25 protein-coding genes are annotated in these 25,889 nt (G+C 70.1%); 10 read left to right on the top strand and 15 right to left on the bottom strand.

The features are described from left to right. Window positions 1-138: 138 nt before the first annotated feature. The 3 genes from IF55_RS27210 to IF55_RS27200 all read right to left on the bottom strand — a co-directional run bounded on the left by IF55_RS27210 (window position 139) and on the right by IF55_RS27200 (window position 3,240). Window positions 139-1,539 carry a diacylglycerol/lipid kinase family protein gene (locus IF55_RS27210; RefSeq protein WP_037966769.1) on the bottom strand — a complete coding sequence of 467 codons (1,401 nt, stop codon included), beginning with the start codon at window positions 1,537-1,539 and terminating at the stop codon, window positions 139-141. A gap of 302 nt (window positions 1,540-1,841) precedes the next feature. Beyond that, window positions 1,842-2,243, bottom strand: a complete 402-nt coding sequence (locus IF55_RS27205) for a RidA family protein (RefSeq protein ID WP_030889580.1) — start codon at window positions 2,241-2,243, stop codon at window positions 1,842-1,844. Window positions 2,244-2,373: 130 nt separating this feature from the next. After that, window positions 2,374-3,240 (bottom strand): phytanoyl-CoA dioxygenase family protein, encoded by an 867-nt coding sequence (locus IF55_RS27200; RefSeq protein ID WP_030889577.1) that lies wholly within the window; start codon window positions 3,238-3,240, stop codon window positions 2,374-2,376. Between the two features lie 174 nt (window positions 3,241-3,414). Here IF55_RS27200 and IF55_RS27195 point away from each other — a divergent pair, with 174 nt between their 5' ends. After that, complete coding sequence (locus tag IF55_RS27195) at window positions 3,415-4,110, top strand: TetR/AcrR family transcriptional regulator (RefSeq protein ID WP_048832529.1); 696 nt, start codon at window positions 3,415-3,417, stop codon at window positions 4,108-4,110. Between the two features lie 56 nt (window positions 4,111-4,166). Here IF55_RS27195 and IF55_RS27190 read toward each other — a convergent pair whose 3' ends face one another. Then, window positions 4,167-4,733, bottom strand: a complete 567-nt coding sequence (locus IF55_RS27190) for a TetR/AcrR family transcriptional regulator (RefSeq protein WP_245661439.1) — start codon at window positions 4,731-4,733, stop codon at window positions 4,167-4,169. A gap of 454 nt (window positions 4,734-5,187) precedes the next feature. Between IF55_RS27190 and IF55_RS27185 the strand changes: the two genes are divergently transcribed. The 8 genes from IF55_RS27185 (at window position 5,188) to IF55_RS27150 (ending at window position 14,772) form a co-directional block, all read left to right on the top strand. Continuing rightward, on the top strand, window positions 5,188-5,862 hold the full coding sequence (locus IF55_RS27185) for a DUF1345 domain-containing protein (protein ID WP_245661438.1): 675 nt from the start codon (window positions 5,188-5,190) through the stop codon (window positions 5,860-5,862). 121 nt (window positions 5,863-5,983) lie between these two features. Then, a complete protein-coding gene (locus tag IF55_RS27180; RefSeq protein ID WP_106980488.1) occupies window positions 5,984-7,387 on the top strand; it encodes an NAD(P)/FAD-dependent oxidoreductase in 1,404 nt (467 codons plus the stop codon). Between the two features lie 96 nt (window positions 7,388-7,483). Further along, window positions 7,484-8,113, top strand: coding sequence for a TetR/AcrR family transcriptional regulator (locus IF55_RS27175; RefSeq protein WP_063764049.1), 630 nt, complete (start codon window positions 7,484-7,486; stop codon window positions 8,111-8,113). 34 nt (window positions 8,114-8,147) lie between these two features. After that, on the top strand, window positions 8,148-9,074 hold the full coding sequence (locus tag IF55_RS27170) for an SDR family NAD(P)-dependent oxidoreductase (protein WP_048832526.1): 927 nt from the start codon (window positions 8,148-8,150) through the stop codon (window positions 9,072-9,074). 216 nt (window positions 9,075-9,290) lie between these two features. Then, window positions 9,291-11,228, top strand: a complete 1,938-nt coding sequence (locus IF55_RS27165) for a DNA/RNA helicase domain-containing protein (RefSeq protein WP_048832580.1) — start codon at window positions 9,291-9,293, stop codon at window positions 11,226-11,228. A gap of 557 nt (window positions 11,229-11,785) precedes the next feature. Further along, window positions 11,786-11,980: a hypothetical protein gene (locus IF55_RS27160; protein WP_030879047.1), complete on the top strand. Its 195-nt coding sequence runs from the start codon at window positions 11,786-11,788 to the stop codon at window positions 11,978-11,980. Window positions 11,981-12,127: 147 nt separating this feature from the next. Then, window positions 12,128-14,089 (top strand): DNA/RNA helicase domain-containing protein, encoded by a 1,962-nt coding sequence (locus IF55_RS27155; protein ID WP_048832524.1) that lies wholly within the window; start codon window positions 12,128-12,130, stop codon window positions 14,087-14,089. Window positions 14,090-14,091: 2 nt separating this feature from the next. Next, entirely contained in the window at window positions 14,092-14,772 is a 681-nt protein-coding gene (locus IF55_RS27150) for a ribonuclease H family protein (RefSeq protein ID WP_030879041.1), read from the top strand. A 61-nt stretch (window positions 14,773-14,833) separates the two neighbouring features. On the opposite strand, the gene IF55_RS27145 is transcribed toward IF55_RS27150, so the two are convergent. The 4 genes from IF55_RS27145 to IF55_RS27130 form a co-directional block, all read right to left on the bottom strand. Then, window positions 14,834-15,250: a hypothetical protein gene (locus IF55_RS27145; RefSeq protein ID WP_030879038.1), complete on the bottom strand. Its 417-nt coding sequence runs from the start codon at window positions 15,248-15,250 to the stop codon at window positions 14,834-14,836. Between the two features lie 77 nt (window positions 15,251-15,327). Next, complete coding sequence (locus IF55_RS36080; protein WP_078645282.1) at window positions 15,328-16,428, bottom strand: LLM class flavin-dependent oxidoreductase; 1,101 nt, start codon at window positions 16,426-16,428, stop codon at window positions 15,328-15,330. A gap of 102 nt (window positions 16,429-16,530) precedes the next feature. Then, window positions 16,531-16,707 carry a thiazolylpeptide-type bacteriocin gene (locus IF55_RS27135; RefSeq protein WP_030879033.1) on the bottom strand — a complete coding sequence of 59 codons (177 nt, stop codon included), beginning with the start codon at window positions 16,705-16,707 and terminating at the stop codon, window positions 16,531-16,533. Between the two features lie 151 nt (window positions 16,708-16,858). Beyond that, window positions 16,859-18,181, bottom strand: a complete 1,323-nt coding sequence (locus IF55_RS27130) for an amidohydrolase (RefSeq protein ID WP_051776126.1) — start codon at window positions 18,179-18,181, stop codon at window positions 16,859-16,861. 182 nt (window positions 18,182-18,363) lie between these two features. Here IF55_RS27130 and IF55_RS27125 point away from each other — a divergent pair, with 182 nt between their 5' ends. Beyond that, window positions 18,364-18,537: a thiazolylpeptide-type bacteriocin gene (locus tag IF55_RS27125; RefSeq protein WP_030879025.1), complete on the top strand. Its 174-nt coding sequence runs from the start codon at window positions 18,364-18,366 to the stop codon at window positions 18,535-18,537. 186 nt (window positions 18,538-18,723) lie between these two features. On the opposite strand, the gene IF55_RS27120 is transcribed toward IF55_RS27125, so the two are convergent. The 7 genes from IF55_RS27120 to IF55_RS27090 all read right to left on the bottom strand — a co-directional run bounded on the left by IF55_RS27120 (window position 18,724) and on the right by IF55_RS27090 (window position 25,889). After that, window positions 18,724-20,673 (bottom strand): TOMM precursor leader peptide-binding protein, encoded by a 1,950-nt coding sequence (locus tag IF55_RS27120; protein WP_030879023.1) that lies wholly within the window; start codon window positions 20,671-20,673, stop codon window positions 18,724-18,726. Next, window positions 20,670-21,425, bottom strand: a complete 756-nt coding sequence (locus IF55_RS27115; RefSeq protein ID WP_030879019.1) for an ABC transporter permease — start codon at window positions 21,423-21,425, stop codon at window positions 20,670-20,672. Before IF55_RS27115 ends, IF55_RS27120 begins: the two co-directional genes overlap by 4 nt. After that, window positions 21,422-22,348 carry an ABC transporter ATP-binding protein gene (locus IF55_RS27110; RefSeq protein WP_030879015.1) on the bottom strand — a complete coding sequence of 309 codons (927 nt, stop codon included), beginning with the start codon at window positions 22,346-22,348 and terminating at the stop codon, window positions 21,422-21,424. The genes IF55_RS27115 and IF55_RS27110 overlap by 4 nt, the downstream gene beginning before the upstream one ends. 49 nt (window positions 22,349-22,397) lie before the next feature. After that, on the bottom strand, window positions 22,398-22,733 hold the full coding sequence (locus IF55_RS27105) for a transcriptional regulator (RefSeq protein WP_037963526.1): 336 nt from the start codon (window positions 22,731-22,733) through the stop codon (window positions 22,398-22,400). Next, window positions 22,730-23,431, bottom strand: a complete 702-nt coding sequence (locus IF55_RS27100; RefSeq protein ID WP_169767275.1) for a hypothetical protein — start codon at window positions 23,429-23,431, stop codon at window positions 22,730-22,732. The genes IF55_RS27105 and IF55_RS27100 overlap by 4 nt, the downstream gene beginning before the upstream one ends. Before the next feature lie 107 nt (window positions 23,432-23,538). Further along, window positions 23,539-24,810 carry a hypothetical protein gene (locus IF55_RS27095; protein ID WP_048832522.1) on the bottom strand — a complete coding sequence of 424 codons (1,272 nt, stop codon included), beginning with the start codon at window positions 24,808-24,810 and terminating at the stop codon, window positions 23,539-23,541. Further along, window positions 24,807-25,889, bottom strand: coding sequence for a lantibiotic dehydratase C-terminal domain-containing protein (locus IF55_RS27090; protein ID WP_030879002.1), 1,083 nt, complete (start codon window positions 25,887-25,889; stop codon window positions 24,807-24,809). Before IF55_RS27090 ends, IF55_RS27095 begins: the two co-directional genes overlap by 4 nt.

Raw genomic sequence — 25,889 nt, 5'->3', positions numbered from 1 at the left:
CGAGGTTCGATGTTCGAGGTTCGACCTGCCTGGGCGGCCTGTGGCCGTCCTGGTCGGCCTGGCGGCCTGGTCGGCCTGGCGGCCTGGTCGGCCTGGCGGCCTGGTCGGCCATCGGGCGTACGGACTTCTGCCGGGCGCTCAGATGGGGCGGCCGGCAGCGAGGGCGATGAGGCGCCGCATGGTTACGGGCGGCACGGGGGCGGGGGTGTCGGGACGGTCGCGGGGCAGCAGGACGCGGAGGGCCGCGGGGCGCAGCGTGCACACGACGGGTGTGGGCATGTGCAGCGATTCGCCGTCGACTGCTACGGGGATCTCGGCGGTGCCGGGGGTGTCGGAGGTACCGGAGGTACTGGCGTCGTCAGAGGTGCCGGAGGTGTCAGGGGCATTGGGGGTTCCGGAGGTGCTGGCGGCGTCGGAGGCGTCAGAGGCGTCGGCGGTGCCGGAGGTGACCTCCACGCGCTGGGCCGTCGTGACGGTCAGTCCCATGGACTGGGAGCCGCGTACGGCCAGGTCGGCGGCTTCCGCGGCGTCGTTCACGCGGACGCCGAGTACGCCCAGTTCGCCGGTGTCGAGGCGGGGGCGGCGGTCGCCGCCGGTGAGGGCGTCGGGCGAGGTGTACGGGTTGTTGCTGATCAACAGGGCCTGTTGGGGCGGCAGGGCGGCGCTGTCCACGCGCGCCTCGATGCGGCGGGCGTCCTCGCCGGTCAGCAGGTCCGGCATGAGGGTCAGCGCGGTGCCCGCCTTGGCGTCGCGGTACTCGGGGCGCCGCACGATGTCGGCGTACACGCCGAACGACACGGTGTTCACGAAGGCCCGGCCGTCGACATCGCCGAGGTCGACGCGGATCTCCTCGCCGTCGGTCAGCGCGTCGAGGCAGCGGGACGGGTCGGAACGGTCGAGGCCGAGGTCCATGGCGAAGTGGTTGCGGGTGCCGGCGGAGACCACGAGGAACGGCAGGTCGTGCTCGGCGGCCACCGCCGCGACCAGCGCCTGAGTGCCGTCGCCGCCCGCGACGCCCAGCAGGTCCGCGCCCTCCGCCACGGCCCTTCGGGCCAGCTCGGCCACATCGCTCTGGACGGCGGGGTCGAGCAGGATCACCTGGGCGCCGAGCTTCTCGGCCCGTTCCACGAGCCCGAAGCGGCCGACCTTTCCGCCCCCTGACTTCGGGTTCATGATGAGGACCGGCCGCTTCGGCCTGCGGGCGGCGGTCGCCCGATGCGCCCGTTTCGGAAGCGAACTGCGCAGCGCCGCGTGGCCGCAGGCCAGGGTCGCACCCCAGCACAGGCCCAGTACCAGCGCCGTCAGCCACAGGCCGTCGTGGATGTAGAGCAGCACCAGGGCGGCGGGTGCGGCGACCGCGACGAGCGCTCCGAACAGCCGCGCCGCGCCGCGGTGCGCCAGGAACCACCAGACCCCGGCGACGCAGACGATCAGCCCGAGGATCTCGGCCACGACGATCAGCAGCCCGCCCGCCGTGACCGCCAGAACCAGCACCACCAGGGTGCCGACCGCCGCCAGCAGCGCACAACGCGCCAGCAGCCGCGCGAGCGGGCCGCCGCACGCCGATTCGGTCGCCGCGTCCGCCGCCGACCCGTCGTGGGGCTCCGGCGCCCGATCTTGGCTATGTCGCTCGCCCACGGCATGCTCGCCCTCTCCTCAGCCCGGCCCGTAACTCCAGAGCCCGGTCCGTAGGCCCGTAGGTTCCATAGGCCCGTAGGTTCCCTAGGCCCGTAGGCCCGTACGCCCGTCGGCCCGTCGGCCCGTAGCTCCAGCCTGCACGTTCTCGAAGCGAAGGGCGTTCGGGCCAGGCCGTACGGGTGAGGGCGGGGCGTACGGGTGGGTCAGCCGCTGCCGGCCATGGCGACGGCTCTGACCTCCACGAGCAGTTCGGGGCGGGCCAACTGAGTGACGCCGACCGCGGTCCAGGCGGGGTACCGGTCGGGGAAGCACTCGTCCTTGACCTGGGTGAACTCCGCGATGCCTGCACCGCGGAGATCGATATGGAAGGTCGTCAGCTCGACGGTGTCGGCCAGGCCGGCCCCCGCGGCTTCCAGGACGTTCCGTACGCCGTCGAACGCGAGCCGGGCCTGGGCCGCCATGCCGACGGCGGGCCGCAGGGTGTCGGGGTCGATTCCCACTTGGCCGGATACCCAGATGAGGTCGCCGACGCGGACGGCCTGCGAGAAGTGCAACTGATCGTAGAGCGCCCGCGTGTGGGGCGGGTTGATGAGCTGGCGTTTCATGGGCGGAAACCCTTCGCCGGTGCGGTCGGGTCAGAGGTCGGAGTCGGATGTCGGAGTCGGTGTCGGCTTCGGATGTCGGAGTCGGAGTCGGATGTCGGAGTCGGAGTCGGTGTCGGTGTCGGTGTCGGAGTCAGAGGAGCTGGCGGAAGACGGGCGAGCGGAAGGGGTCCCCTGGGTTCAGCTTCGCCATCTCGTCCGTGAAGAGGACGCCGTTACGGGCATAGCGCGCGTTCACGGTCGGCAGGGGACGGAACGCCGCGTCGTCGCCGAAGAAGCGCAGGACCAGCGTGTGGCGTTCCGGCGCCTCGGCGTCGACGCCGGCCCCGCCGTGCAGCGAGCGGGGATGCAGTACGACGACGTCGCCGGGGTCGACGGCCCACGAGAGCACGTCATAGGCCGCTCCAGAGCTCTCGTCGGAGGTCGCGTGGTGCGTGTCGCGACCTGCCGCGAGCTCCGCGTCGATGTCCGGCAGGCGGGGCAGGACGCCGCCGCCGTGCAGCGGCTCGGTCGGGTCGTCGAGGTTGAACGTGGTCCCGTCGTACTGCACGCCGCGGTGCGAGCCCCGCACGATCTCCAGCGAGTTCCGTTTCGGTACGTGCTGGAAGCTGATCCACGCGTTGCCCCAGTGCTCGCCCGCCCAGGGCAGGTACGCGGTGTCCTGATGCCAGCAGCTTCGGGCGCTCCGGCCGCCGGACTTGAGGAAGATCTCCTCGGCGAAGTACCACACGTGCTCCGAGCCCCACAGCTTCGCGAACAGCTCGCCGAACGGCAGCGACTGCACAAGCGCGTCCAGCCGCTCCTTGGCCAGCGGGTTGGCGTTGTCCACGTGCGAGCGTCGCTCGGTCCCGTCGTACATCGAGGTCGCGTAGGGGCCCGGATTCGCCACGGCCCAGTCGAACGCCTCGCGGCACCACCCTAACTCCGCCTCGTTCAGGCAGTTCTCGATGAGGGCGGCGCCGTCTTCCCTGAATGCTTCCCGAACAACTTTCTCGTTCATCGGTCGCTCTCCTTCAGGTTGGGAGATGCGAGCACGCTAGAAGACGGCAGCCTTTTACACAACGCTTGTTACGAAAAATATGTGACAGAATCGCGGGCGTTGGACTGGGAGTTGGAGCGGCCGCCGGAGGGGTGAGCCACCGGAGGCGCCGGTCACCGAAGGGAGGTACGGCCAGTGCCACTCAGCGGCGATGGGGCGACCGAGCAGGAGCGGGCCGTACGGCGCGGGCGTCCGGCCGGTGACCGCGCCGCGAAACGCGCGGAGCTCCTGAAGGCGGCGGCGTCGGTGATCGCGCGGGAGGGCTACGCCAACGCCTCACTGCGCAAGGTGGCCCAGCGCGCCGGATGTACGACCGGCGCGGTGACCTACTACTTCGCGAACAAGCAGGAACTCGTCACCGCGCTGGCCGAGAGCCGCTTCGACGCGTACGAGGCGATGCTCACCGCCGGCCACGACCGGACCGACGTTCGCGGCCTCCTGGAACGGTGGCTGAAACTCGTCACCGGCGACGCCGACTTCTGGCCCGTGATGTCCCAACTCCTCGCCCACGCACGGTACGAACCGGGCTTCGCCGCCCTCATCGAGCGGCGCTACGCCCGTTACCGCGAGGCGCAGGCCGAACTCCTCGCGGCCGGCCAGGCCCAAGGCACCGTCCGCTCCGACATCCCCGCCGACCTGCTCGCCGACCAGCTCAGCGCCATGGGCGACGGGTGGATGATGATGCACCCCTTCGAACCCGAACGCTTCACCCCCGAACGCGTCCGAGCCCTCATCGACGCCGCCGCCACCCTCATCGCCCCCGGGTCGGGGGCTGGGGAGAGTGGGGCTGGGGCTGGGGCTGGGGATGGGGCCCCGCCGGAGGTCTGCTGACACGCGCTCCCGCTCCCCGGCGCGTACGGACGCAAGGGGCCCGTCCGTCAGCCACTCTACGGGCCGTACGTGCCCAGGTAAGCCGTGAGGCACGTGCGCGCCTCGTCGATCACGGCGTCGTCACCGGCCGGGTCGCGTCGGAACGCCACGTCGAGGAACCGGTTGGCGACCTCGAAGGCGAGCAGCAGTACGAGCCGGGGCGTGTCGGCGGCGAGGAGGTTCCGCTCGACGAGGTACTGCCAGGTCTTCCCGGCCTGCTCCTCGTCGAACGCGCGGACCTGTTCCACGAGCAGGTCGTGGCGTCCGGCGAACCACAGCTCGGTGCAGCTCGGGTGGCGGCGGAAGTGGGCCAGCACGGGGTCGACGATGGCGTCGACCGCCTCGCGCAGCGTGCGTGGTTCCGGTGCGGAGCTCTGCAGCACGGCGGCGAAGACCTTGCCGAGCCCGTCCACATGGCGGCGCAGGATCTCGGCGTCGACCTCATGCCGGTCGGAGAAGTAGTGGTAGACGGAGGCGATGGGGATGCCGGCGCGCTCGCCGATCGCCTTGAGGGTCGCCGCCTCGTAGCCCCGCTCGCCCAGCAGGGCCTCCGCGGCGTCGACGATGGCCCGCCTGCGCTCCACCCCACGCCGCTGCACCGCGCCCCGGCGACTCCGACTCGGCGCCTGAGCTGCCGATTCTTTTTCGAACACGATTCGAGATCGTAACAGGGACGCCCCGAGGAGCCCGCGTCACCTGAGTTGACAGGGGGTCGATCCACCCTAGACTCAAACCCGATTCGAGTTCGAGAACTGGAGCCTGCTGCCCCCCGGCCTCGGCGTCAGCACCGGCGCCGGCATCGACTGGGCCCCTGGGGCGAACGGGAGGGAACGGAGTGGCCACGCCCAACAGTTGCGCCGCCGCGGCAATACCAACCGCCCCCAAATACCGCGCTTTCCCTGCGCCGAGCGAAACACTGAGCGGAATGCAGTGACCTGAGGCGGCGTCGAAATGGGGAGAGCCGAGGAACCCGAAGGCTTTCCCTCGAAGCGCAAGCCGCCATCCCGATCATCACATGACATGAGAGGAATGCACCGGGTGCACACCTGGCTTTCGGAACGCCGACGAGCGGCCTTGAGTACTTTCACCGCGGCCTTGGCGGCGGCGATTCTGCTGCTCGTTCGCGCATTCAACGGGGGCCCGAAATTCCTCTCGGGGGCGGATGTCGGCGTTTTCGCGATGTTCGCCTATCTTTCCGCTTACCTCACCGTCACACTGATCACCTTTTCGACTGTCTCCCCGGCGGCGATTCGCGGGTGGGCCCATCGCACGGCCCGCGGCACGCTGATCCAGCGCTACGTCCTCGGCACCGCCCCCGGCCCGGGCGCGTCGATCTTCGTCGCGGCGGCCGCCCTCGTCGTGGCGCTGATCTGGCGCCCCGGCCATATGGGAACCGCTCTCCCCGTCGTCGTACGAGTGGTGGTGGCCCTCGCGCTGGTCGCGGACGCCTGGGTCTGCGTGTTCGTGTCCTTCGCGGTCGCTTTCCATGCCGACAACCTCGTGGAGAACGAACAGGCCCTGGACTTTCCCGGCGGGGAATCGGCGGTCTGGGCCGATTACGTCTACTTCGCCGTATCGCTGATGACGACTTTCGGCGTGACCGACGTGACGGTGACCTCACGGGATATGCGGCGGACCGTCTCCGCGAACGCGGTCATCGCGTTCTTCTTCAACACCGTGACGGTGGCGAGCCTCGTAGCCGCCCTGACGTAACGCGCCGCAGCGCTGCACCGCCATCGTCGCCGACCCACCGAACGGACGAAAACGACAACTCTGCCGCCTCGACCGCGATCACATGCGGAGCGGCCCGGCCAATTCCTCATGGAGTTCAGAAATGGTCAACAACGGAATCTCAGATGGAGCCTCAGATGGAGCCTCGGATGGAATCTCGGATGGAATCTCGGATGGAGTCTCCTATGCGACGCACGGCTGGGACACCGCTCCGCCCGCCGATATCCGGCCCGCGCTCAAAGGTGAGCTCACGTGCGATGTCGCGGTCGTCGGGGGCGGCTATACGGGCATGGCGGCGGCGTTGCGGCTGGCGGAGCGGGGTGCGGACGTCGTGGTGCTCGACTCCGGTTTCTGCGGCTGCGGGGCGAGTTCACGTAACGCCGGCCAATTGTCGAGCGCCCCGGCGGGTGACCCCCAATTGTTGAGCACGCTCCACCCGCGCCGCTTCCGCGACATCGTGCGCTTGGGCGAGGGAGCGGCCCGCTTCACCGAGGAAATGATCGGGCGGCTGGGGCTCGACTGCGAGTACGAGGCGGCGGGCAACGTCGGCGCCGCCATATCCACGGGCCAGCTTCGGAAGGCGGAGCGCAACGCGCGGATACTGCGAAAGGCGGGAGCGGACGTCGGGTTCGGGGGCGGCCGCGAACTCGGCCTGCCCGACGGGTTTCTCGGCGGCTACCTGGAACGCGCCGGCGGACATCTCGATCCCGGGAAATTCGCGCTCGGTCTGCGCGCGGTGCTTCTCAAGACTTCGACGAGGGTTTTCGAGGAGTCTCCGGTAGGAGGGATATATCCCGATAGCAAGGGGGTCACCGTCACTGTCCCGAGGGGGCGCCTGCGCGCCGAGCGGGTGGTACTCGCCACGAACGCGTACTCCCGCGACCTCGCTATCGCCCCGAAGCGGATGGTGACGCCGGTCTGGACCCATGAGGTCGAGACCGGACCGATAGGACGTGAGCGTCTTGAGGCGATCGGCTGGACGAGCCGCGCCGGAATCATCACCCAGCACAATCTCCTGGAGAACTACCGCCCCACCGCGCGCGGCACGATCGTCTTCGGCGTCCGCCAATTGCGGTTGGGACGAGGAACGGTGCGTGACCGCGAGCCGGACCGGGCGGTCGTAGCGGATCTCGTCCGTGGTTTCCACGACCGGTTCCCATCGCTTCGCGATATCGCGCCGCGCCGGGCGTGGGGCGGGTGGGTCGCGATGACACCACCGTGGCTCCCGGTCGCCGGAGAGGCGGCGCGGAATGTGTTCTACGCGGCCGGTTACAACGGTCACGGCCTCGCCCAGGCCCCGTACCTGGGCACGCTGCTCGCCGACCGGCTCGCGGGCGGGGCGTTTCACGAGGACCTTGCTGCCGTATGGCGGGCGCGCCCGCGCTTCGCGCCCACGCCGGTCGCCAACCCGCTGACGCTGCGCGCCGGGTGGGCGACCGACCGGCTGGCGGACGGGCTGTCGAAGCGACGGCCGCACCGTGCGGCCGGGCGCTCCAGCCGGCACTGACGCCGAGCGTCATCACACTGACTACGCACTGACGCCACACTGACTAGGAAATCGAAGTCATTAGGATTTCGTAGTCAGTGTGTCTACAGTGGCACCATGGCGACGACTGATGAACCCGCTGCACCCACTGCACCCACTGCACCCCCTGCATCGGCGCAGCCGAGCCGGCGCGAGCGGAAGAAGGCGGCGACGCGGAAGGCCCTGTCCGACGCGGCGTTGGAACTCTTCTTGGAGCGGGGCTACGACAAGGTGACGGTGGCGGAGATCGCGGCGGCGGCGGATACGGCGGTCACGACGGTGTTCGCGCACTTCCCGGCGGGGAAGGAAGCGCTGATCCTCGACGACAGCGGGGAGCGGGAGGCGTCGCTGGCGGCCGCGGTGCGGGGGCGGCCGGCCGGGAGTTCCGCGCTGGACGCTCTGCACGCGTCCTTCGCCGCGCGGGCGCCCTTCGCGACGAATCTGCCGGAGGAATACCAGCGCCGAATGGACCTGGTGATGGGCACGCCCGCCCTGTGCGCCTACGCCCGCCGGGTGTGGGTCGCCTGTACGGACACCCTCGCCGCGCTGCTGGCCGAGGCCGCGGGCCGCGCGGAGGCCGATGACTCCTTGCGTGTGCTGGCGCGGTACGTGCTGGAGACGCCCGACCTCGCCTCCAGTTGCCCGGACCCCCAGGCCGCCCTCGCCGCCGCGTTCGCCCACCTCAAGCGCGGCTGGCCCGGCCTCTGACCACCGCCCCGCCTCCCCTCCGTAAAGGAACCCCATGCCCTGGAACGTCCGCCGGCCGCCCCGCGCCGAGCACCTGACCGCCCTCGTGACCGGCGGCAATGCCGGTATCGGCTACTTCATCGCCGAACAGCTCGCCGAGGCCGGGGCCACCGTCGTCCTGGGCAGCCGCAGTGCGGCGAAGGCCGCCGCGGCCAGGGATGCCATCAGAATCCGGGTGCCGCAGGCCCACGTGCACCACATGCCACTGGACCTCGCGGACCTGTCCTCGCTGAAGGCGTCGGTGGACGGCTTCCCCCTCGACCGCTTGGACGTTGCAGTCCTCAACGCCGGCATCGCGCTCGACGATCCGCCCCGCCGCGAGAACGCCGCCGGTCACGAGGCGATGTTCGCCACCAACCACCTCGGGCACTTCGCGCTGACCCACTGGCTGGCCCCGCTGCTCACGGCGGCCCCGGCCGCCCGGGTCATCACCATGGGCAGCTTCGCCGCCCGTACCGAACGGCTCGACCTGGACGACCTCCAGTGCACCCGCTCGTACGACCCGAAGCAGACGTACGGGCGCTCCAAACTCGCCCAGATGAGCTTCGCCTTCGAACTCGACCGCCGCCTGCGCGTCGCGGGCAGCACCTGCCAGAGCCTCGTCGCCCACCCCGGCGGCGCCCTCGACTCCCTCACCCCCACCCGCCCCGGCGTCCACACCAACCCCCTCCCCCGCCGCCTGCTGGGCCTCCCGGCCGGCGTCGTCCTCCAAGGCAAAGACGCCGGCGCCTGGCCCGCCGTACGCGCCGCCCTCGACCCCACCGCCCGCGGCGGCCAAATGTGGGGCCCCCGCATCTTCGGCCTACGCGGCCACCCCCGCCCCGAACTCCCACAACCCCACATGACGGACCCGGAGACGGCGGCCGCGCTGTGGTACGCAAGCGCCGAACTAACGGGCGTCGACCCTGCCGCATCGCTCTGACGATTGCGGGCGACATCAGTCCTCATGGAGAGGGATGCAGGAGGAAACAGACGCCGAACTCTAAGGAATGGGCGCTCCGTAGTGCTCCAACGCTCGTGTCCGCAGAGCCCACGCCGACGGACCTCGCCCATCATCGGCTGGCGCCCACCAGATCGGCGAGGCAGGTACGGACGCCCAATTCAAAGGCCGCACAGGGCACCTGGTATAGACATGCGCATGCATCTCTTCGCCGGGACAGTCGAGCAGGCACTTGAGTGCTTCGATGATGGCCGTGAGTTCGTCGCGAAATGCGCCGAACGCTTCGCGGAAACGCAAGGACGCCAGCCGGGAGAGGCTGAACTGCGTAGCTGGCGGCAGAGTTGGCCCCGGCTGCTGGAGGCGCTCTCCGCTGCCGAACTGCACGGGCTGCGGCTCTTCCTCGAGTACGAACTGCCCGGCACCAGCCAGCGGGTGGACGCACTGCTGTTGGGGGGCAGCGCGGAGGGTTCGGATCTCGTCGCGGTCGCGATAGAGCTCAAGCAGTGGACCCACGCCGCGCCGCATCCGGAGCAGAGTGGAAAGCTGACGGTGGGTAGTCGCGAAGTCCTGCATCCAGCTCGGCAAGTCGGCGGCTACGTCACGTACTTCCATGACTGGCTGCCCGACGATCTCGGCATTGACGTACGAGGGGTCGCGCTCCTGCACAATGCACCCACGGAACTCATCCGGAACCTTCGTACATCTGCCGGCATCGGGCCCAGCTCCGCGTTCCCGCTCCTCGGCAAGGAGGACGTGGCGGCCGCCGAGACGCCACGCGCACTGGCCGAACGCCTGCGCTGCCAGGACCTGCGGCCGGCCGCACCGCAGCGCATCGACGACTTCCTTCAGGCACGTCACCGCCCCTCGGCTTCGCTGCTTTCGCGGGTCGGCTCGGTCGTCAACGGCGCTGAAACGTTCCGCCTCATCGGTGACCAGGATGCCGCGCGTCAAGAGATCCACCGAGCCATCAACGCCAAGAGACGCGGGAGACCCGGGCATATCGTCGTCGTGACGGGAGGCCCGGGAACCGGCAAGACCGTCATCGCCAGCCGCGTTTTCGCGGACCTGTGCCTGGGGCCGGACAGCAACCCCCGCCTCTGTTCGCCTTCCGGCACGCTCAGCCAGCAGCTTCTACGGGCGGTAGGCGACGCCGGCAAGGGCCTCATCAGCACCTTGCTGACCAAGATCCCCGGCGGTCTGGACAAGGACGACAGCGTCGTTCTTCTGGACGAGGCGCATCGCGCCCGCACCGGGCTCGGGATGCGAAGCGCCGAATTTCCTCTGCTCTTCAAACAGTTCCTGGAGAACTGTGCAGTTTTCGTGCTGTTCCTCGATGAACATCAGATCGTACGGCCAGGCGAAGGCACCACTACCAGTGAACTCCGAAAGATGGCTAGCGATCACAATTGCACCTTCGCGCACGTCGACCTGCGCGCGCAGTTCCGCTGCAGCGGGTCCAGGGCCTATCTCGACTGGGTCGACACCCTCCTGGACCCCGCGGGACAGCCGACGCAGTGGGCAGGTTCGGGCTACGACCTCGCTGTCTGCGAAAACCCAGTCGAACTCGAAGAATGGGTCGACGGACATATCGCCGCAGGAGAAAGCGCCCGCATTACAGCAGGTTTCTGCTGGCCATGGGAGTCCCCAGACAAACCACCACTGCTGCCGGAGGTCTCCATCCCCTGGGAAGCGCCCGACGGGCAGAGACAGTGGAAAAGACCATGGAATTCCAGGTCCGATGCGACCCTTGCCGGCGATGGCACTCCCGGCCGGGCGTTCTGGGCCACCGATGAAGGAGGGCACAAGCAGATCGGTTGCATCTATACGGCCCAGGGCATGGAGTACGACTACAGCGCCGTCATCCTGGGCGGGGACCTCACATGGACTGCCGAGGGGTGGCGGGCACACCCGGAGAAGAGCGAGGACTCCCAGCTTCGCGGCCTCGATGCCCGTAGATACTTGACCTACGCGCTGAACACCTATCGGGTGCTGTTGACTCGCGGCACACGAGGCACCCGTCTCTACTCCACCGATGCCGATACCCAGCGTTTCCTGCGAACTCTCCTACCGGAGCACCGGACGCCTTTAGATGGGTACCCCTTGCCGCGGAAGAACGTGATCCGCAGCCGCACCTGAATGAGACCGCGCACGGTCGGGGTCCGGGCCTGGCTGGCCGACCTCAGCGGCGCCGTCGCGGCCCTGCGGGGAGCTGTCAGGTTTACGCGCTGGGAGTCGTGACGGCGCGTTCGCTGCGTAGCGGCGCGTATGCGTGTGGTGAGGACCCCCTCCTTGGCGGGATCAACCAGGCGATCGCCAGGCCTTGAATAAAATGACGCAGACCTGACAATACGGATCAGTTTTCGAAAATTTCTTGTCAGCATCGATCCGACTGCGTATCCTTCAATGGAAATTCTGGCAACAACAGACTTCCGGGCTCCCGGACACGTCTTCCGCCTACGTACGGAGTGCACACGTGCCTTCATTGCCGCTCGACGGCCATCTCTCGAGGTCGACTCGCTTCCCTCGACCGTCAGCGTTCGGACAGCACCCAGGCAGCAAGGGCTGCATACCGCCGCGTACCGGCGACGATCCCATCTCTGCCTGATCAGGTCTCCTCACCCGACCATCGCGTTCACATCTGCGAGAAAACGATCACTCGCAAGGGGCCGACGCGTGCGTCCGAAGGGAATTTCGTGCTGTCCAACCCCCTCATTTTCGTCGTCTGTGCGGCCGCCATGGCCGTCGTGAGCTGTTGTGCTCTCCTCGTCGCAGCCCGGGTCGCCAGCCAAGCGCTGCGTGACAGCAGCTCGGCCGATTGCCCGCAGATCCTCCGGTCGCTGGCCGACGTGTACCGCTATCTCCTGACGCCCTGGCGTCGCCGGAAGTAGAGCGCTCAAAAACCGCAGAGTTAGAGTTGACATCGATCATTCAAGCGGCCCGCCGGGCTTCCGCCGCCGACGGACGGACACCGTCTCGAGGCCGAAGGACAGGCCCCCACCCGCTCCAGCCATTCCGTGCTGCCTGGGGGCCCTTCCTTGCTAATTCGTGAATCCGCTACGACGGTCGCCGCCCGCAGCCTCGAAGAGTCGCTGGCTCTGCACCTGACGGAGCAGTTCGTCCACAAGCACGGCTACCAGCCCGGGGCTTCGGAGATCCGTTCATGGAAACGGAGCCTGCCTGCGCTGACCGCCGCGCTCCTCGACGCCGGCCTCGGGGACGTCGAGATGCTGATCGAGTACGGGCTGCCGCTGACCAGCAAGCGGGCCGATGTGGTGCTGGCCGGGGTGCATCCGCGTACGGGGGCGCCCTCGTACGTCGTCGTCGAACTCAAGCAGTGGAGCCAGGCGTACACCGAGGAAGGTGAGGACGCCACCCTCTGCCGGATCGACGCTTACCCCCGGCCCGTGCTGAACCCCATCGAGCAGGTCCGCGGGTATGCCGACTACCTGGTGTCGTTCAACGGAGCGCTGGCTGAGCATCCGGAGCGGGTATCGGGGGTCGCGTATCTGCACAATGCGACCGAGTTCGGTGTCAGTGGGCTCTACGAAGCGGTGCAGGACGAGCGCGGGCGCATGTTCACGGGGGACCGCCGGGGCGAATTCCTCGAATATCTGCGGTCGAAGCTCGCTCCGGCGTCCGGCGCCCAGGCCGCCGACGAGTTGCTGAGCGCCAAGGAGCAGCCGTCGAAGCAGTTGATGAGCGTGGCGGCTCAGGAGGTCCGCGAACGTGAGCAGTTCGTCCTGCTGGACGAGCAGCGGATCGCCTACGAGACGGTGCTCAGGGCCGTTCAGCATGCGCACGAGTCGGACAGCAAGGAGGTGGTGGTGGTGTCCGGCGGGCCGGGAACGGGGAAGAGCGTGATCGCGCTGTCCCTGCTCGGCGAGTTGTACCGCCGTGGTGTTCCGGCCCTGCACGCCACCGGCTCGCAGTCGTTCACCAAGACCATGCGCAAGGTCGCCGGGGCTCGGAAGAGCGAGGTGCAGAACCTCTTCAAGTACTTCAACAGCTTCATGACGGCACGCCCCAACAGCCTGGACGTGCTCATCTGCGACGAGGCGCATCGCATCCGCGAAACCTCCGCGAACCGCTACACCCGGGCCGAACACCGCACCGGCAAACCGCAGCTCACCGAGCTGATCGATGTCGCGCGCGTACCGGTCTTCCTGCTGGACGAGTACCAGGTCGTACGGCCGGGGGAGATGGGCACGGTCGGGCAGATCAAGGACGCCGCCGCCGCCAGGGGGCTGCGCTGCCGGGTGGTGGAGCTGGACAGCCAGTTCCGCTGCGGCGGCAGCGACGCGTATTTGCGGTGGGTGGTGCGGCTGCTTGGGCTCGAGGACGATGGTCCGGTGGAGTGGGAGCCCGACGGACGGATGCACTTGGAGGTAGCGGACTCGCCGGAAGAACTCGAGGCATTCTTGCGGGAGCGGCAGTCGCAGGGATACGGGGCGCGAATGTCCGCCGGCTACTGCTGGAAGTGGTCCGACGCGAAGCCCGGCGAACCGCTCCCCGCCGATGTGCGGATCGGCGGCTGGGAACGCCCGTGGAACCTCAAGGGCGACCGGTCCGTGATGGGCGCTCCCCCGTCCGCGCTGTGGGCCACCGACCCCGCCGGCTTCGGCCAGGTCGGCTGCGTGTACACGGCGCAGGGCTTCGAATACGACTGGAGCGGAGTCATCCTCGGGCCGGACCTCGTCTGGCGCGGCGACCGCTGGGTGGTCGACCGTACGGCGTCCAAGGACCCGGTCTTCAAGAAGGCGACCCCGGACGACCAGGTGCGGCGGCTCATCCTCCATACGTACAAGGTGCTGCTCACCCGCGGCATGATCGGGACGATCGTCTACTCGACCGACCCCGAGACCCGTGCCAAGCTGCGCGAGCTCGCAGTGCCGGCAGGGAAGCCGGTCACGGCCTCCGTACCCCCGTCGACCGCGGCAGCCGGGTCGATGCCGCACCTGGGCGGCGCTGGGGACCGGTCGACGGCTGGCATGATTTAGGGATGTCTGCCGAGTACATCATCGCCGCTTGCGACGGGGCGTCCAAAGGGAATCCGGGCCGGGCTGCCTGGGGCTGGGTTTGTGCGGATGCTGAGGGGCGTCCGGAGCGTTGGGAGGCGGGGCCGCTGGGGACCGCTACCAATAATGTCGCTGAATTGACGGCGCTTGCCGAGTTGCTGGAGGCCACGGACCCGGCCGCGCGGCTTGAGGTGCGGATGGATTCGCAGTATGCGATGAATGCCGTGACGAAATGGCTTCCCGGCTGGAAGCGCAATGGGTGGATGACCGCCTCGAAGAAGCCCGTGGCCAATCGGGAGCTTGTGGAGCGTATCGACTCGCTGCTCGGGGGCCGTGCGGTGGAATTCGTCTACGTACCCGCGCACCGCGCCGACGGTGACCACCTGAATGCCATCGCCGACCAGGCCGCCAGTGATGTCGCCGAAAGCCAGGTCGCCGCCGGCACCTCGCAGGGGGATCAGGATTTTCCGGTCCCGCGCCCCGCCTCCGCTCAGGGGCCCAAGAGCCCCAAGAAAGCGGCCAGCCGGCCCCGGTCAGGGGGCAGCAGGACCATCAAGGCCAAGTTCCCCGGACAGTGCGGCGGCTGCGGCCGGTCCTACGAGGCGGGGACCCAGGTCGCCAAGGGGGCTCGAAGCTGGGGGCATCCCGAGTGCCGGGAGCTCTGACCGGCTCCTCCTCCCATGCGTGTGGCCCCCGGCGCTCTGCGCCGGGGGCCACAGCCTGTGATTACTTCGAGCAGTCGCCGAGTTGCTTGTCGAGGGGGACGGCGATGTCGTGGAGCTGCTTCATGGCCTTGCTCGGGTCCTTGGCGTCGAGGCCCTTGCGGATGTCCTTGATGTGGGCGACGTACTTCTTGTACTCGGCCTGGTGGTCGGCCGGGACGTCCTTGGCGGCGTCGTCGAGGAGGCCGATCCAGCGGTCGAGCTGGGGCTTGACCTTGGCCGGGTCGTCGCTGGTGGCCAGGACGTCAAAGATGCTCTTGAGGACCTTGCAGTCCGGCGGGGTGGCCTTCGACGGGGCCGCCGTGACGGCCGTCGTCTGGGCGGCCGGGGCCGCGAAGGCGGCGCCGGCCGCGCCCGTCACCGCGGCGGCGGCGAGGAGCAGGGAGGCACCCGTCCTGGCAACAGTCGTGTTGAGCTTCATCAGAGTCTCCTCGTTTCAGTGGGGGGAAATGACTCGGTATCGGTATTCTTTTGTGGTTCTTCTCGGTGGGCCCTCAACTACAAGTTCGGGATCACCTTTTCGACGTACAGCTTCAGACTCGACATCATCTGGTCGAGGTTCTGGCCGCCGAAATCCACCTGCCACAGCAGGGTGTCCACGCCATACTCCTCACGGAATTCGTGGATGCGCTCCACCACCGTCTCCGGCGAACCGATCACGGCCGTGCCGTGCTTGCGAACATCGAAATCCCGCAGGTTCTTGGCATGCTTGCCCATGCTGTCGTAGCCCACATACGAGCCCGACTTCGTCGTCTCCCAGGACGACGCCGCCTCGGACCATACCGACATGTATTCGCGGTACAGCGGCTCCGCCACCCGGTATGCCTCTTCGTCCGTCTCCGCCACATACAGCGGAGTGCTCAGAGCAATTCCCGGGAGTTCCCGGTCCGCGCCGTGCTTCGCCGTGAACGCGTTGCGGTACAAGTCGATGACGTACTTGCTCAGGCCCACGTCCTGCTTGAGGGGGGCCAGCGCCAGCATGACGCCGAAGCCGTGCTCGCCCAGCCAGGTGAAGCTCTCCGGGGAGCGGACGGCGGCGCCCCAGACGGGCGGGTGGGGGTTCTGTACGACCCGTGGCAGGGAAGTCGCGTCGGTGAAGGCGAAGAACGGAGTGTCCTCCGTCACCTTCTCCTCCGTCCACAGGCGCAGTACCGCCTTGATCGTCGCCTCATAACGGGCCCGGCTCTCGTCCATCGGAACGCCGAACGCCTCGAACTCGTAAGGCAGCCAAGCCCTTCCGAAACCGAGGTCGAGCCGGCCCTCGCTGATCGCGTCGACCATCGCGGCGTGCGCTGCGATCTGAATCGGGTGATGGAAAGCGGGCAGTACCGCGCCCGTCATCAGCCTTATGCGCTCGGTCTGCGCGGCCACCGTGGACAGGAACGTCAGCGGGCTCGGGCAGTAACCGCCGTACTCGCCTATGTAGTGCTCCGTCATCTTGACGTAGTCGAGTCCGGCCTGGTCCGCGAACCGGGTCAGCGCCAGGGCATCCCGGTAGTACTCCACCGCCGAACGCCGGTCGGGACGACAGTCCGGGAGAAGTGAAATACCGTGCCTCATGGCGTTGTTCGTTCCTTTCCTTGGCCACATGTACTGCATACGCGATCAGACGGCAGCGCGTCTCTTTCAGCGGTGACGGCCGCAGGGCATCGGGCAGCCGCCCGACGCCTCGCGGCCACTACCGCCGCGTCGGGATCGGGATCACGCGCAGGTGCTGGTCGTGCTGGTCGTGGAGGACGAGCAGCTACTGCTGTCACAGCTCGTCGAGCTGCCGAGCAGCGTCTCGCTCACGTCCGCGTAGTCGTTGATCTCGAAGGTCTCCGACTCCAGCGCCAGCATCTCCTCGGCAAGGGAAGCCAGATCGGACTGCATCGCCATGATCACTCACTCTCCTGAGAAAGGGCCTCCCGACAGCCGGGGGCCACGGCAACTCGGGCACGCACCGTGCCCGCACACCGTTATCCCGTCCCCCGCTGGCATACGGGGCGGCGTACCGCTGACACCCTTCTGACACCCGGCTGTGCCGCGGCTACGGAGCCCCCGGCCCCAGGCACGCCAGCGCCCCCGCCGCCATCGCGTGCACCGCTCCCCGCAGCGTCGCCACCGCCTCCGGCGCGAACCTCGGGGAGTGGTTCGGCGGGAGGGACGCCAACTTCTCGCCCACCGGCACCTCGGCGGCCCCTCCCGCTCTCGACCACTGTTCCGCCCCCACCCCGCCCGTCATCCAGTACACCGTCGGCACCGCCGGGCCCTCGTACAGGCCCTCCTCCGCGCCCGCCCGCCCGTACCAGGGGAAGTCCTCCGACGCCGTCGACGACGGCCACCCCACGACCCGCCGCTCCCCCAGCTCCGCCGCGTGGGCGGCGCGGACCAGCGCCCCGTACCGCGCGTCGTTCACATTGCCGGGGGCGCGGGCCGTCACCTCGGTCTCCGGCGGGCGGGGGCTGCCCGCCGTCTCGCACTCCTCCCGCAGCGCCTCGCGCACCAGCTCCACGGCCGCCGTCACCGCCGCGTCGTCGGCCGCCCGTACGGTGATGCCAAGCGTGGCCCGGTCCGGTACGACGTTGGCGCGGGTACCGGCGTGCAGGGCGCCGACGGTCAGTACGGTGCCGGCGGGCGTACGGGCCTTCATACGGGCCACCGCCAGCGCGGCGATCTCCGCGGCGTTGACGGCGAGATGCGGCATCCCGGCGTGCCCGCCGCGCCCGTGCACCGTGGCCTCGACCGTGGCGGACGCCGCCGTCATCGGGCCCGTGCCGTGCGCGACCAGGCCCGCCGGGAACGGGGCCACGTGCTGCGCCAACGCCACGTCCGGCCGTGGGAAGCGGTCGTACAGCCCGTCCGCGAGCATCGCGCGCGCCCCGCTCAGCGTCTCCTCCGCCGGCTGGCCGACGATCACGACGGTCCCGGCCCACTCCGCGCGCAGCGCGGCGAGCACCCGCGCCGCGCCGGTCAGCGCCGCCGCGTGCGCGTCGTGTCCGCACGCGTGCATCACCGGCACCTCGACGCCGTCCGGGCCCGGCGCCCGCGCCTCGCTCGCGTACGGCAGGCCGGTGTCCTCCCGTACGGGCAGGGCGTCGAGTTCGGTGCGCAGCAGCACGGTCGGGCCCTCGCCGTTGCGCAGGACGCCCACCACGCCATGGCCGCCCACGCCCGTCGTGGCCGTCCAGCCCGCGGCGGTCAGCGCCGCGGCGAAGCGCGCGGCCGTACGTTCCTCCTGGCCCGACAGTTCCGGGTGCGCGTGCAGGTCCAGGTACAGCTTCAGGACGGGGGCGAGCGTGGCCGCCGCCGTCTCGCGGAGGGTCGTCGCCGGCGGAAGCACGGGTACGCCGGGCGCGGGGGTTTCTTGCATGGGGCTTCCTTCCGCGGAGCGGCGGCGTGGCGGCGCGCTCCGAGAGGTGTCAGAAGTGTGTCAGCGGGACGCCGGGGCGTTTGCCAGCGGGGCCGGGGATAACGGTGTGCGGGCACGGTGCGTGCCCGCTTCGCCGTGGCCCCCGGTTGCCGGGTGGCCCTTCCCCAGGAGAGTGAGTGATCATGGCCGCGCAGTCCGAGCTGGCTTCCCTTGCCGAAGAGATGCTGACGCTGGAGTCCGAGACCTTCGAGATCCAGGACCACGTCGACGTCACCGAGACGCTGTTCGACTCGACGAGCTGCACGAGCTGCAGCACGACGTCCAGCACCACCAGTTGCACGAGCTGCTGCGCCTGACCGCTTCGGCGCGTCGGCCTCAGCAGGTCCCAGCGGGCCGCCGGGTGCTCCGGCGGCCCGCTGTCGCGCGTACGGGCGCTCATCTACGTACGGCCGGGCCCACAGCACATACGTACGGCCGAGCCCACAGCGCATACATACGGCCGGGCTCACAGCGCATACGTACCGCCGAGCCCACGGCGCGGCTCACGGGAACGGATGCGGCACCTTGTGCAGTTCTGCCTCCGTGAGGTCGTCCGCGCGCCACCCCGCCCTGCGGAACGCCGTCCGCGTCCTCGGCATGTGCAGCGCTCGCTGCCGTGCCCAGCCGAAGTCGATGGGCAGCAGCCCCGGCACGATCACGCACACGGTGCGCAGCCCCAGCGCCTCCTGCTCCGGCGACGTCTGGTCCACGACGATCACGTCGTACCCGGCGCGTACCAGCTCGTCGCGGCAGTACCGCACGTCGTCCAGCAGCTCGGTCGAGCGCGGGCCCTCTTCCCGCCAGGAGCGGTAGACCTCCTCCTCCGGCCGCGCCGTCATCGGCCGCAGATAGCACTGAGCGTGCTCCGCCATCTCGGGTAGGGCGAACAACGCCGCGTGGTCCCGGAGTTGGAGCACCTTGTGGTAGTCGCGGGTCATGGCGACGGTCTCCTCGCGGCGCGTGCTGACGCGCAGCGGGAGTTCCGGGATGTAGGTCAGCGTCTCCGAGACGGCGGCGCGTACGGCCGTCGCGGGGTCCATGCTGGCGCCGGCCGCGAAGGACAGCGCGCCGTCTCCTCCGTCGCGCCGCACCGCCACGGCCGTGGCCACCGGTACGCGCAGGTCGATGCGGTTGTCGAACACCCTTAGGTCGTATCCGTGCAGGTCGGCGCGGTCCACCATGGTGCGCAGCTCGGTGTCTTCGGTGTCGGAGATGTCGATGCCGGGGAGTTCGGCGCCGCCGTACCAGCCGAGCAGGAACGCGTCCCGCTCGATGAGTTCGAGCATCCCGAAGAGGACGGCCTCTTCCAGACTGCCGCCGCTCGCGCAGCCGTTGGAGCATTCGAAGACGAAGTTGTCGCCTTCCGCGCCGGAGCTGTAGTAGGCGAGCCGGGAGGGCACGAGGAGGGGGCGTTCGTCGCGCAGCGAGTAGCCCCACACCCATGGGATGGGGCGGGCGGGGTCGAAGGGGGTGAGCATCGGGTCGTGCTCGTACGTGCGCGGGCCGTACATCCCCACGTCGCGCGGGTCGAGGGCGCGGTCGGCCACGGCGTCGTACGCCTCCACCAGCACGTCCTCGCGGTGTCGGCGGCGGGTGCCCGCGTACCGTTCGAGCCCTTCGAGGAACGCCAGGTTCCGGCTCTCCCCGTACGAGTTGGCCTGGCCGCTCCACGTCAGGTCGGTGAGCCCGGCGTGGCCGCGCATCATGACCCGGCCGGAGACGGGGGCGGTCGTCGGGGACATGACGTTCATGGCGGTGCCGGTGCCCAGCACCCCGCAGACCGGGTTGGCCAGCGCGTCGGCGTCCAGCCCGTACGACTCGGGGCGGCGCAGCCGGTACGCGGCCGGGGACGGCTTCGTACGGGAGGTCAGGGCAAGGTCGCGCGGGCTGTCGTCGCGGGTGCCGTGGCGGGCGCAGCTCGGGCAGAGCGGGTCGGCGAGGAGCGGGAACGTGCGCGTCTCCAGGGTGCGGAGGTCGACGCGGGTGACCCGTGGGCCACCGCCTACCGCGCCGGCCTCTACCGTCCCCTGATGCGCCAGCCGCACCGCGTCCACCAGGTACGCCGTGAGCACCGGCCAGGCGCCGTCCGCGTGCGGGGGCGCGCCGAATTCCAGCGCCTCGCGCTCGTACTTGGGGCGCAGCCGCTGCCAGCGCATCGCCAGGCAGTGCCCGCAGCCGGGGGCCGCCTCGCCGTCATCATTCGTACCCCACGGGCCGACCAGGATCGCCTGCGGCGTCACATGCACCGTCGCGCGGGCGCGGTCGGCCGCGAAGGGGTCCCGCGCCGGGTCCAGCGCGTCGGCCGTGCCCAGCGGTACGACCGTCGGGCCACCGCGCTCGTCCGCCGCCGGGCCGGCGGTCCCCCGCGACCGCCGTGCCAGCGCCGCGCGGAGCTCGGCCGCCACGGCGGCGGGGCCCGTCGCCGGCTCAGTCAGCACTCCGGTCACCGTCATGACTCCTTGCCCCACTTGAACGTCTTCGCCGCCAGCAGCGCGAAGACCGCCGCGAACACCAGCAGCCCGGCGCACGGCACGAGGAGGGACGAGGCGCCCTTGGTGCCGGAGAGGACGTTGGTGACGCCCTCGTTCATGTAGCGCAGCGGGAGAATGCGGGAGAAGCCCTGGAGCCAGCCCGGCGACTGGCTCATCGGGAAGAACGAGCCGGACAGGAACGCCATGGGGATCATCACGCAGTTGGCGATGGCGGCCACCGCGTCCGGCGAGTTGGCGTACGTGCCGACGATCAGGCCGATGCTGAAGAACGCGAGGATGCCCAGGAGCAGGACCGGCAGCGACAGCAGCACGCCCTGGGCCGTGACCGTCAGGCCGAAGACCGGAAGCGTCGCGATGGCGATGAACAGGGCGGCCTGGACGACGCCGATGCCCAGTACGACCACGAACCGGGAGGCCATCACGGTGAAGACGCTCGTCGGCGTCAGCCGGACCAGCCGCAGCACATCGCTGCGGCGCCAGTGCATCAGAGTGTAGGCGACGCCGAACAGCGCGCCGTTGCCGACGCCCCAGGCCATCACGCCGGGGGCCATGTAGTCGATGACGTGGCGGCCGCCGGGCACGGACTGGTCGCCGAAGAGCAGCCCGAACACCACGATGAAGATGAGGGGGAACGCGAAGGTGAAGAAGAGCGAGGTCTTGTCGCGGACGAACGCCCGGTAGTGCGCCTGGGTCAGCGCCGTGTAGCCGCTCATGCCTGGTACTCCGTCCCGGTCAGTTCGAGGTAGACGTCCTCCAGGGTCGCGGTCCGGGTCTGGACGTCCTGGAGTTCGGTGAGACCGCCGACGGCGGCGAGCACCCGGCCGACGGCGCGGGTGGTGATGACGGTCGAGAGCCCTTCCGTGGCCACCTCGTCCGCCCCTTCCAGCCCCTTGGCCTGCTCGGGCGTGAGCTGGGCGGTGGGGATCAGGACGCGGGTGGGCGCGTTGAGGCCGCGTACGAGGCTGGCGGGGGTATCGAGGGCGATCACCTCCCCGGCGCGGACGAAGGCGACGCGGTCGCAGAGCGACTCGGCCTCCTCCATGTGGTGCGTGGTGCAGACGATGGTCCGGCCCTCGGTGCGGATCTCCCGCAGCATCTCCCACAGGTTGCGGCGGGCCTGCGGGTCGAGGGCGGCGGTCGGCTCGTCGAGGAAGATCAGCTCGGGTTCGTGGGTGAGGGCGGAGGCGATGGCGAGCCGCTGCTTCTGGCCGCCGGACAGGTCGTCGACGAGGGTCTTGGCCTTGTCGGTGAGCCCGACCAGCTCCAGCGTCTCGCGGGCCCGCTTGCGGTCGCGGCCGTAGAGCGCGGCGACCGTCTCCAGGTGTTCGGCGGCGGTGAGCCGGACGAAGAACGCGGATGCCTGGGTCTGCACGCCGATGCGCGGCAGCAGCGACGTGTCGCGCGGCCAGGGCGAGCGGCCGAGGACGGACACCGAGCCGGAGTCGGCGCTGCGCAGCCCCTCCATGATCTCGATCAGGGTGGTCTTGCCGGCGCCGTTCGGGCCGAGGACGCCGAAGAACTCCCCTCGCTCGACGGTGAAAGAGACGCCGTTGACCGCGTGGACATCGCCGTACGACTTGTGCAGTCCCTCGACGGCTATCGCGGGTCCGGCGGCGGGGCCGGAGTCCTCCTTCATGGAACTCCCTCCTTTTCGGTGCGGGGTGGGTTTTTCGGTGCGGGGCGGGTCAGTGATCTGTGGTTCCGGTGCCGCCGTCGGGGCGGTTGGCCAGCAGCGCTTCGAGGCGCGCCGTGTAGTCCTCGAAGGCCCGGCGGCCGCGCTGGGTCAGCGAGACGTACGTGACCGGGGTGCGCCGCCGGTGGGTCTTCTCGACGTGCGTGTAGCCCGCGTCTTCGAGCTTGCGCAGGTGGGTGGAGAGGTTGCCCGCGGTCATCTCCAGGAGTTCCTGGAGCCGGGGGAAGGTCAGCCGGTCGCCGTCGGCGAGGCCGGAGAGGGTCACCATGACGCGCAGCCGGGCCTGCGCGTGGATCACCGGGTCGAGTTCGGGCCAGCCCTCGGTCATGGCCGCGCACCACCGGCCGGCCGGCGCAGCGCGTAGTAGAGGGCGAGGGCGAGGAGTCCGCCGCCGCCCGCGAGGGAGAGGACGAGAAAGTTCCCCGGCACCCCGGCGAGCACCCCGGCCACGGCGCTGGCCAGCAGCCAGACGCCCAGCAGGTATTGGGCGCGGTCCTGCCAGAGCATGCCGCCGGCCAGGTAGAGGACGCCCGCCACGGTCAGCGAGGAGCCGGTCCACAGCAGGGTGGTGAGGTCGGCGTCGAGGCCGCCGCGGGCCAGGGTGAGGTTGACGGTGGCGAGCGCCAGGAAGGCGAGGGCCCAGCAGGCCCCGTACATCGCGCCGGTCGTACGGGACGGTCCGCGCACCCCGCGTCCGGCCCGTACGCCCTGCACCACCGGCACCACCATCGCGGCCAGGCAGAGCGCGACCAGGACGGCGGCCGCCGCCCACATGGGCAGCGGGGCGGAGGGGCCGCCGGGGGCGGCGAGGTAGCACAGGCCGAAGCCGATGAGCCAGGCGATGCCCCAGCTCGCGAAGATCGGGGCGGGATTCACGCCCCGGCGGCGGAGCAGCCGGCCCCGTTCGCTCTCGATCAGCGCGAGGGAGGCGGCCGGGGACAGCGGGCCGCCGCCGCTGTCCGGTCCCGCCGGGGCGGCTGCCGCCGGGTCCGATCCCCGAGGGGCGGTGGGGTCGTCGTCGCTCACGCGCACTCCACTTTGTGATGCAAAGTTCCTGGCGCAACAGAGTACCCCCTGACCTCATCCGTTCCCCCACGTCGCACACGTCGTTCACGTCCCACACGTCTCCCGCCTCATCCGCCGGCGGCCCGGCGGGCCCGCGCCGCCAGCACCCGCGTGCCGATCGCCCGGGCCAGAGTCAGCGCCAGGACCAGCACGAGCAGCCCGCCCGCGATGTAGCGGCCGTACGGCTCCGGGGTCCACAGCACGATCAGCCACAGCACCCCGGCCGTCAGGGCCGCCGCGAGCAGCACGGACCCGACCGCGTAGCAGAGGTGGATGACGCGCGTCCGGCGCGGGTACGCGGCCGTCTCGTCGCCGCGACCCAGCAGCCGCCGGCCGAACAGCCGCGCGTAGCGGTAGCTCTCGGTGGACAGGTCGGTGACGTTCAGGGCGTGGCTGAGCATGACGTAGCCGTCCAGGTTCGGCACCGGCAGATAGTTCACGAGCCCCCGCACGCTGCCGAGGAGCAGCAGGGCTGCGAGGGCGTCGCGGGTGACGTCGTCGGGCGGGAACCACATCCACAGCGGGAAGAACGGCAGCAGGAATACGAGATTGGCCACCACCCCGGCCGCCGCCGTCGCGACGCGATGACGGCGCGGCCCGAAGAGCATCGTGCCCTCGGTCCGGCAGTACAGATAGGCCATCGGGGGCCGCCAGCGCAGGCCCACCTCGGAGGCCCCGCCGCCGAAGTGATGGGACGTCAGCCCGTGCGCCAGCTCGTGCAGTCCGGAGCTGACCCACAGCAGCCCGACCACGATCATCGCGAGGTCCGGGTGGCGCCACAGCGTGTGCGTCTGGTGGAGCAGTTCGGGGAGCCGGGCGGCGAGCACGGCCTCCATGGCGACGACCACGGCGAGCAGCGGGACCAGCGCGTACGGCGCGTACAGGAACCGCAGCCGCCGGTGCGCCCGGCCCAGCAGCCTCGACGGGTCGCCGAAGGAGATGTCGGTCCCCATCGGCCGGTACCCCCGCTTGGGCGCGGCGGCGGACTCCGGATCGGAAGCGGGCTCGGGGGCGGGCTCGGGCGGCGGGTTGCCGACGAGCAGCCGCCGGGCGGACAGCAGCCCGAGGAGCTGCCGCCACCCCGGCTCCCCGAGCCGCCGCCCGAACCGGCCCGCGTACTCCGTGCCGATCTCGGCGAGCGTGCGCTCGCCGTCCAGCCGGGAGATGACGAAGTGCTCCTTGGCCCCGACCTCGTAACTCCGGTTCACCCGGCGGTCCTTGATCAGGTGCAGCACGCGCGGGCCGCGCGCCAGCCCCGGCCCGACGACGATCTCCGGATGCCGGGCCGGCCGCAGCTCCAGCAGCGACGGCGGCGCGGACTCCGGGGGCCGCGTGGTCACGAGGAGCCCACCTCGGCGGCGTCCCGCAACGACCGGGCGAGCACGTACGACAGATACGCCTCGTCGCGGATGGTGACGTGCAGCCGGTTGTTGGTCATGTGCATATACGGCGACAGCAGGATCTGGAGCGCCTGGTCGGGGTCGGTGACCGTCTCCTGCCGCGCCCCGCCCCAGGCGCGGAACGTCAGGTCCCCGTTGACCGCCAGCCGCACGGCCTTCTCCCGCAGTTCGGCGCAGTGCTCGGACCAGGTGCGGATGAAGCCCGGCAACCGGCCGGTCGCCCCGGCGTCGTACGCGCCGCGGATCGCGTCGAACCGGCCGCGCACGGAGTCGGCCACGGACTCGTACGTACGGTCGTACACGCCGCCGGAGATCAGGTCGGTGCCGGAGAACGAGCGGTACCAGAACTGGTGGTAGCGCTCCAGATAGTCCGCCATCACCTCCCGCTCGCGCAGGAAGCCCGTGGTCATCACCATCATGAGCTGCGAGGCGAAGCCGAAGAGCACCGTGCGGACATGCACGTTCATGGTCCGCATGGCGTCCATGACGAGGTCCGCCGAGTGCTTGAAGTGCCACTCCGCCAGCTCGACGCCGGCCGGGCCGCCGTACTTGCCGTACTCCGGCGCGTACGGCTCCCAACTGAACGTGTTGATCGGGCGCAGCCGCATCCGGCCGTCCTCGCCGAGGTAGGGCTTCCGGTCCTCCTCGCTGAACTCCAGGTCGAAGAGGGAGTTGTACAGCTCGCGGTAGAAGTCGGACTTCACCTCGTACAGCGCGGGCCGCTCCCGCAGGAACGCGCCCACGGCCTCCTCGGCGCGGGCCCGGACCTCGGCCTCGGCGGCCTGCGACACGGGCTTGAAGCGGACCCGGATGTGCGGGCCCTCCAGCCAGTAGTTGAGGAAGAAGTAGCCGCTGACCAGCCCTTCCTCGGTCAGCCGGTCGAGGAGCGGGCGGATCGCCTGGGTGAGGATCGGCCGGGTGGAGCCGGTGTAGAAGATGTGCATCGCCTGCCACGCGCCCGCCGCCGTCTCGGGAACGGGCCGTGGGCCGGGGGTCCGGGTCTCTACGCTCTCGGTCAT

This window comes from Streptomyces varsoviensis, from assembly GCF_000718635.1.
Classification (GTDB): Bacteria; Actinomycetota; Actinomycetes; order Streptomycetales; family Streptomycetaceae; genus Streptomyces; species Streptomyces varsoviensis.
This window is presented reverse-complemented; position numbering and strand designations above follow the sequence as displayed.

Coding starts and splice junctions, on each gene's coding strand:
- IF55_RS27205 (WP_030889580.1), bottom strand. CDS start 2,243: ATGAAACGCCAGCTCATCAACCCGCCCCACACGCGGGCGCTCTACGAT.
- IF55_RS27200 (WP_030889577.1), bottom strand. CDS start 3,240: ATGAACGAGAAAGTTGTTCGGGAAGCATTCAGGGAAGACGGCGCCGCC.
- IF55_RS27180 (WP_106980488.1), top strand. CDS start 5,984: ATGGTCAACAACGGAATCTCAGATGGAGCCTCAGATGGAGCCTCGGAT.
- IF55_RS27175 (WP_063764049.1), top strand. CDS start 7,484: ATGGCGACGACTGATGAACCCGCTGCACCCACTGCACCCACTGCACCC.
- IF55_RS27170 (WP_048832526.1), top strand. CDS start 8,148: ATGCCCTGGAACGTCCGCCGGCCGCCCCGCGCCGAGCACCTGACCGCC.
- IF55_RS27165 (WP_048832580.1), top strand. CDS start 9,291: ATGCATCTCTTCGCCGGGACAGTCGAGCAGGCACTTGAGTGCTTCGAT.
- IF55_RS27150 (WP_030879041.1), top strand. CDS start 14,092: ATGTCTGCCGAGTACATCATCGCCGCTTGCGACGGGGCGTCCAAAGGG.
- IF55_RS27145 (WP_030879038.1), bottom strand. CDS start 15,250: ATGAAGCTCAACACGACTGTTGCCAGGACGGGTGCCTCCCTGCTCCTC.
- IF55_RS36080 (WP_078645282.1), bottom strand. CDS start 16,428: ATGCAGTACATGTGGCCAAGGAAAGGAACGAACAACGCCATGAGGCAC.
- IF55_RS27135 (WP_030879033.1), bottom strand. CDS start 16,707: ATGGCGATGCAGTCCGATCTGGCTTCCCTTGCCGAGGAGATGCTGGCG.
- IF55_RS27130 (WP_051776126.1), bottom strand. CDS start 18,181: ATGCAAGAAACCCCCGCGCCCGGCGTACCCGTGCTTCCGCCGGCGACG.
- IF55_RS27125 (WP_030879025.1), top strand. CDS start 18,364: ATGGCCGCGCAGTCCGAGCTGGCTTCCCTTGCCGAAGAGATGCTGACG.
- IF55_RS27120 (WP_030879023.1), bottom strand. CDS start 20,673: ATGACGGTGACCGGAGTGCTGACTGAGCCGGCGACGGGCCCCGCCGCC.
- IF55_RS27115 (WP_030879019.1), bottom strand. CDS start 21,425: ATGAGCGGCTACACGGCGCTGACCCAGGCGCACTACCGGGCGTTCGTC.
- IF55_RS27110 (WP_030879015.1), bottom strand. CDS start 22,348: ATGAAGGAGGACTCCGGCCCCGCCGCCGGACCCGCGATAGCCGTCGAG.
- IF55_RS27105 (WP_037963526.1), bottom strand. CDS start 22,733: ATGACCGAGGGCTGGCCCGAACTCGACCCGGTGATCCACGCGCAGGCC.
- IF55_RS27090 (WP_030879002.1), bottom strand. CDS start 25,889: ATGACCGAGAGCGTAGAGACCCGGACCCCCGGCCCACGGCCCGTTCCC.